Source organism: Chelatococcus sambhunathii (assembly GCF_001418005.1).
In the GTDB taxonomy this organism is placed as follows: domain Bacteria; phylum Pseudomonadota; class Alphaproteobacteria; order Rhizobiales; family Beijerinckiaceae; genus Chelatococcus_A; species Chelatococcus_A sambhunathii.
Genome location: NZ_LIOL01000027.1, coordinates 1 through 6,073, shown reverse-complemented (window position 1 = coordinate 6,073; position 6,073 = coordinate 1). Strand labels below are relative to the sequence as shown.

General features: G+C 68.0%; 8 protein-coding genes. 1 reads left to right on the top strand and 7 read right to left on the bottom strand.

Annotated features, from left to right (window positions below):
- Positions 1-337 (top strand): IS5 family transposase (locus ASC46_RS20550; protein WP_055461140.1); only part of this gene is annotated, 337 nt, incomplete at its 5' end.
- A gap of 243 nt (positions 338-580) precedes the next feature.
- Here ASC46_RS20550 and ASC46_RS20545 read toward each other — a convergent pair.
- From ASC46_RS20545 to ASC46_RS21965, 7 genes are all read right to left on the bottom strand, one after another.
- A complete protein-coding gene (locus tag ASC46_RS20545) occupies positions 581-1,909 on the bottom strand; it encodes an MFS transporter (RefSeq protein WP_055461139.1) in 1,329 nt (442 codons plus the stop codon).
- Between the two features lie 9 nt (positions 1,910-1,918).
- Entirely contained in the window at positions 1,919-2,170 is a 252-nt protein-coding gene (locus ASC46_RS20540; protein WP_055461138.1) for a metal-sensing transcriptional repressor, read from the bottom strand.
- A gap of 129 nt (positions 2,171-2,299) precedes the next feature.
- Positions 2,300-2,461 carry a DUF1328 family protein gene (locus tag ASC46_RS21055; RefSeq protein ID WP_071923320.1) on the bottom strand — a complete coding sequence of 54 codons (162 nt, stop codon included), beginning with the start codon at positions 2,459-2,461 and terminating at the stop codon, positions 2,300-2,302.
- A gap of 351 nt (positions 2,462-2,812) precedes the next feature.
- Positions 2,813-3,448 (bottom strand): DUF1326 domain-containing protein, encoded by a 636-nt coding sequence (locus tag ASC46_RS20530; RefSeq protein ID WP_055461136.1) that lies wholly within the window; start codon positions 3,446-3,448, stop codon positions 2,813-2,815.
- A 144-nt stretch (positions 3,449-3,592) separates the two neighbouring features.
- Positions 3,593-4,360 carry a slipin family protein gene (locus tag ASC46_RS20525; protein WP_055461135.1) on the bottom strand — a complete coding sequence of 256 codons (768 nt, stop codon included), beginning with the start codon at positions 4,358-4,360 and terminating at the stop codon, positions 3,593-3,595.
- Positions 4,357-5,784: an NfeD family protein gene (locus ASC46_RS20520; protein WP_072249659.1), complete on the bottom strand. Its 1,428-nt coding sequence runs from the start codon at positions 5,782-5,784 to the stop codon at positions 4,357-4,359. Before ASC46_RS20520 ends, ASC46_RS20525 begins: the two co-directional genes overlap by 4 nt.
- A gap of 144 nt (positions 5,785-5,928) precedes the next feature.
- Positions 5,929-6,073: DNA translocase FtsK (locus ASC46_RS21965; protein WP_169790128.1), on the bottom strand; the 145-nt coding region annotated here is incomplete at its 5' end.

The following is a 6,073-nucleotide window of genomic DNA, read 5'->3' as shown; positions in this document are numbered from 1 at the left end:
AGCCAGCGACCTCGCGAGTGCCAAAGACCTGATCGGGCATCTCGCGCCGGGCTCAATGCTGCTGGCCGACAAGGGATACGACGCCAACGACCTGCGCGCTGCCGTCGCCGAGCGGAACGCATGGGCGAACATCCCGCCCAAGCGCAACCGCAAGGACCCGATCTGCTTCTCCAGGCACCTCTACAAGGCGCGCAACCTCGTCGAGCGCTTCTTCAACAAGATCAAACACTTCCGCCGTATCGCCACCCGCTTCGACAAGACGGCGGAAAACTTCCTCGCCGCCGTGAAGCTCGCGTCCATCCGCATCTGGCTACGCGGTTATGAGTCTACGGCCTAGAGGATGAGTCCTTTCCCTCCGCCAAGACACAAATGTTCGCGACGAATCGACGGGTCTCGCAGAGACCCGTTGAAATATGCCGCAAGATGACACCCGCAGCACTTGAGACCAACCGTCGAGCAAGGCGCGCGCGGACACGTCGAGCGCATCGGGCCGGGGGTACGCAACGGCGGCGAGTCCAGCCGTGACCATGTGCGCGAGGGCCGGCATGTCAAGGTGGCGAACGCAGATACGCTCTGAAATCTAAATTCCAGCGTGTGTGGCTCGACGCGGCGGCCAGGCCGGGTGCAACGCGTCGACCACGGCTGGATGGCGATGGTCTTTCGTACCATGCTCGCGCAGATGCGGGTGGTCGGGCGGCAGGTCCGCGTGGGCATGCGGCAGCGCGGTTTCCTCGGTCGCGGGCCAGAGGCGCCACGCGAGCAGCGTGCCTGCCGCGGCCAGCGCGGCCATGACGAGGAAGGTCGCCGGCAGCCCGATCGCCGCCCCGGCCCGGCCTGCCAGCGGATAGGCGATCAGCCAGCAGGCATGCGACAGCGCGAACTGCGCGGCGAAGAGCGTCGGCCGTTCCTCGGCCGGGGCCGAGCGGCGCAGAAGCCGCCCCGTGGGCGTCTGCACCAGCGCATAGCCGAAGCCCGTGACCAGCCACAGCGCCATCAGCGCGGGCAGCGCCCCCACCATCGGCCCCGCCAGCAGCGTCGGCACCAGCAGCGCCGCTCCCGCCAGCATCGCCGGGCGGTCGGGGATGCGGTCCAGGAGCCGCGGCAGCATCAGCGCCGCCGCCATCGACCCTGCCCCGAAAGCCGCGAGCGCCAGCGCCACCTGCGGCTCGCCCAGACCGAAGCTGCCCTTCACGATGACCACGGTGTTGACGATCACCATGGCGCCTGCCGCCGCCACCGCGAGGTTCAGCGCCAGCAGGCCCCGCAGCCGCGGCGTGGCGAGATAGCGGCGGAGACCGGCGGTGGTGCGGATCCAGACCCCGCCCGCGGCCGGGGCCTGCGGCGCGGGCAGCCGCACCGTCATCACCAGCGCGGCCGAGAGGAGGAAGCCGATCACCGTGCCGCCGAACAGCGCCGGGAAGCTGACCAACGTAAGAAGCGCCGCCGCCAGCATCGGCGAGACCAGGCTTTCCAGATCATAGGCCAGCCGCGACAGCGACAGCGCGCGGGTATAGTCGCGCTCGTCCGGCAGGATGTCGGGAATCGTCGCCTGAAAGGTCGGGGTGAAGCCCGCCGAGGCCGCCTGCAACAGGAAGATCAGCGCATAGACCTGCCAGACCTCGGTCACGAAGGGCAAGGCCAGCGCCACCGCGGCGCGGATCAGGTCCAGCCCCACGAGCCAGGCCCGCCGCGGCACCCGCACAGCCACCGCCGCCGCCACCGGCGACAGCCCGACATAGGCTACCATCTTGATCGCCAGCGCGGTGCCGAGCACCGCGCCTGCGTTCTCGCCGGCGATGCGCCAGGCCAGGAGCCCGAGTGCGACGGTGGCAAGCCCCGTTCCCACCAGCGCGATCACCTGCGCGGCGAACAGATGCCGGTAGGTGCGGTTGGCGAGGACGGCGCGCACGGGGCGGCCTCAAAGCAGCTTCGCGAGCTGGTGAAGCTCGCTGCGGTCCGAGGCGCCGGCACGCCCCAGGCAGTGGTCGATGTGGTCGTGGATAAGCACACGCTTGGCGGTGGCCGCGACCCTTTCCACCGCCTGCAACTGGATGGCGACCTCTGTGCAGCGCCGGCCCGCCTCGATCATGCCGATGACATGGCGCAGATGCCCTTCGGCGCGCTTCAGCCGGGTGATGATGGCCGGATGAGACGAATGCTGGCGTATCATGCGTTGGCTATATCCACCGGTGGAGAGTCCGTCAAACCAGACTGATCGGCGGCCAGAATCGGTCGCCCTGTCGCTCGCGGGCCGGAGCGGCTGGTCGCGCCGATTCGGTGTCCCGAGCCTGCGGCGGGGTCAGGCGATCGCGACGACACCGAAGAGGACCAGCAGGAACAGGACAAGTACGACAGCGATCAGAATGCGTGCGCCCGTTGCAGCCGCGCCCGCCAGAGCGTGAAAGCCGAGGAGGCTGGCAACAGCCGCGATGACCAGAAGAATGAGAATCCACTTGAGCATGGCGATACCCTCCCACCATCGGCAGCGGTCGATACGATCATGAAACACTTGTGCCCGAATGCGGGTTCCCGGCGGCATCTTCACCGACACGCTCCTGCCGGGCTTCCGGCCGGCGCCGAAGCCGTTCTTCACGGCCGCGCTGCTGCTCGTGTTGGCACACGCACGCGCTATACTGCCATCGCACTTAACGCGGACGCCGAGGGGCGCAAGAACCGCGAGGAGATGAGCTTCTGCGAGGGCTGGAACACGGCGATCGACCGGATGGTCCATTTCGTCAAGCGGCAGTAGGCAGGTCCCAAGCTCCGTGGTGGCCCTGCCGGGGACGCCCTCCGCCGGCAGGGCCATTGACGGTCAATGGACGACGCCGCTTTCCGTCATGTGCAGCCGGGAGAAATGGGCATGTCCGTCGGCGATCGCGAGCGGTACCGGTCCTTTCGTCGATGACGAGCCGCGGCCGACCTCGCACACGTCATACTCGAAGCCGCGCGGCAGGTTGATGCGCGCGCGGTGTTCCTCGCCGGTGACCGGGTTGAGGATCGGATCGCCCCGCGACTCGACCCAGCCGGGGACATGGACGCGGGCCGTGCGTGCTTCCGGGTCGATCTCGAAGTCGATCGTGGTGAAGACGGGATCGTGCACCTTGGCGAAGGTGGTCGAGAAGACCTGGAAGAAGGTCGCGCCCGGCTCGGTGTCAAGGCCGCTCATGATGCGCAGGAGCGCCTCGCGCTGCTCGGGCGAGGCACGCTCGTCGACGATCGGCACCACCTCGCCGCCGCCCTCGTGGATCGCTCCCGGCCATGACACGATCATGCCGATCTTGAGGCCGTCGAGCCGTGTCGCGCCATGGTGCCCCTCGTCAATGTCGACGAAGCCGACTGCATGGCAATTGCCCTGCGTGGGCCGTGCGTTGAACTGGCAGGGACAGCCATAGGCGCAGTTGCACTGGATGAATTCGCGGCCCTTGATGGTCCATTTGGTATCCGGCATGTCGTCCTCCCCATGGCTCGTTCCCGTCGTGCGCGGCTCGGGGCGGCCGTGATCGCGAGACTGTGCAGGTTACGCAGAGGTATCCGGACAACTTTAATTATAGCAGGAACCGCTCGGCGGCAGAAGGCGCGCCACCCACCGGGATCAGTCGTGCTTTCCGTCCGGAGCCGTGAAAGGTCGCAGGAAGTCGAGCGGGAAGGGAAAGACGATGGTGGAGTTCCGCTCGTCGGCGATGTCGTGCAGCGTGGTCAGATAGCGCAGTTGCATGGCCTCCGGGATCTTCGCCAGCATCGTCGCCGCCTCGACGAGCTTCTCGGCAGCCTGCTGCTCCGCCTCGGCGCTGATGATGCGGGCCCGGCGGTTGCGTTCCGCCTCGGCCTGGCGGGCGATGGCGCGCACCATGCTCTCGTCGATGTCGACGTGCTTGATCTCGACATTGGCCACCTTGATGCCCCAGGCGTCCGTCTGGCTGTCGAGGATTTCCTGGATGTCCGCGTTGAGCTTGTCGCGCTCGGCCAGCATCTCGTCGAGCTCGTGCTTGCCGAGGACGGAGCGCAGGGTCGTCTGCGCCAGCTGGCTGGTGGCCATGAGGAAGTTCTCCACGGCGAGCACCGCCTTGTCGGCCTCGATGACGCGGAAATAGATGACGGCATTGACCTTCACAGAGACATTGTCGCGCGAGATGACGTCCTGGCTCGGCACGTCGTGGACGGTAGTGCGCAGGTCGACGCGCACGAGCTGCTGCACGAAGGGCACGAGCAGGATGAGGCCTGGCCCCCTGACGCCGGAGAAGCGGCCGAGCGTGAAGACCACCGCGCGCTCGTATTCGCGCATGATGTGAACCGCCAGCGACAGCAGGAAGCCGATGAGCAGGACAGCGACGAGATAGGGGGCGTAGTCGAACATGGTCATCTTCCTCGGTTCTCGGGTGCCGTCTCCGCTACCGGTTCGACGACCAGGGTGAGCCGCTCGCGGGCGACGACGCGCACGCGCTGGCGCGGGGCGAGCATGACGTCGGCCCGAGCCGCCCAGCGTTCGCCCTGGACGTGCACTTGGCCGTGGCCGTTGCTCCAGGCGAGGACCTCTCCGGTCATGCCGATGAGGCTGGTGTCGCCGGTCGCGACCCGGCGCCGGTGAGCCCGCACGGCCGCGGTCGCGGCGATGATCAGCGTTCCGGCGCTGACGGCGGCGGCCGCCACGACAACGGGCCAGGAAAGGGCGAAGCCCGGCACGTCCCTGTCGAAGACGAGGAGGGAGCCGAGGACGAAGGCGATGATGCCCCCTATGCCGAAGATGCCGAAGGAGGGCAGGAAGGCCTCCGCCGTCATCAGCGCCACCCCGAGCAGGATGAGGCCGATGCCGGCATAGTTGATGGGCAGCAGGTTGAGCGCGAAGGCCGCGATGAGGAGGCAGATGGCGCCGATGACGCCGGGCACGGTGGCGCCCGGGCTCAGAAACTCGAAGACGATGCCGTAGATGCCGATGAGCAGCAGGGCATAGGCGATGCTCGGATGGGTGATGGTGGCGAGGAGACGCGTGCGCCAGTCGGGCTCGATGACCACCGGCCTCAGCTTTGCCGTGTCGAGCCGGTGCTCCGTATTGCCGATGCGCACCGAGCGTCCGTCCGCCTGGGCGAGGAGGTCGGAGAGGTCGTTCGCGACGATGTCGACGACGCCATAGGCGAGGGCCTGTCGCGCTGGCAGGCTGGCCGCCCGGCGCACGGCCTCCTCGGCCCAGTCGGCATTGCGGCCGCGCAGCTCCGCGAGCCCGCGGATGAAGGCAACGGCGTCGTTCACGACTTTGGCCGTCATCGCGTCGGCCGGTGAAGTCGGCTGCTTGTCCTGCCCGGCCTCGTCCTTGTCCCGGTCGAGCGGCTGGCGTCCGCCGCCGAGTTGCACCGGCGTCGCCGCACCGAGATTGGTGCCGGGCGCCATGGCGGCGATGTGGCTGGCGTAGAGGATGTAGGTGCCGGCGCTGGCGGCGCGGGCGCCGCTTGGGCTCACATAGGTGGCGATGGCAATGGGCGAGGCGATGATGTCGCGGATGATCTCGCGCATGGCGCTGTCGAGGCCGCCCGGCGTGTCGATGCGCAGGATGACGAGCCCGGCCTGGCGATGCGTCGCTTCGGCAAGGCTGCGGCGCAGGTATTCAACCGTCGCCGGACCGATGGCGCCATCCATGTCGAGCACGATCGCCTCGCGCGATCCGGCCGCTTCCCGCGGCGTTTCGACGGTCTGGGCCGCGGCAGCGAAGACGCAAACGCCGATGAGACCGGCCAGGAGAAATACGAGAAGGCCGTTGGACGGGATGCGATCGGTCGGGCGCGTGCAATCCATCGGAGCGTGACGATCTGGCGCCACGCATTATGGCCTGCCGGCCGGCATTTGTCTGCCCTCGGACGGATCACGGTGGGAGGCGAAGCGTGGAGGTACGGGCCTCCCTCCTTCTCGCCGGCGTATGTCGCGGATTTGACCAGGGGCTCAGTCGTCTCCGTCGTCGCCCTCGCCATAGACATCGCGACGGTCGCCGCCGATCAGGATCTCGCGTTTTCCGGCGTGGTTTGCGGGTCCGACGATGCCTTCGTTCTCCATGCGCTCCATGAGCGAGGCGGCGCGGTTGTAGCCG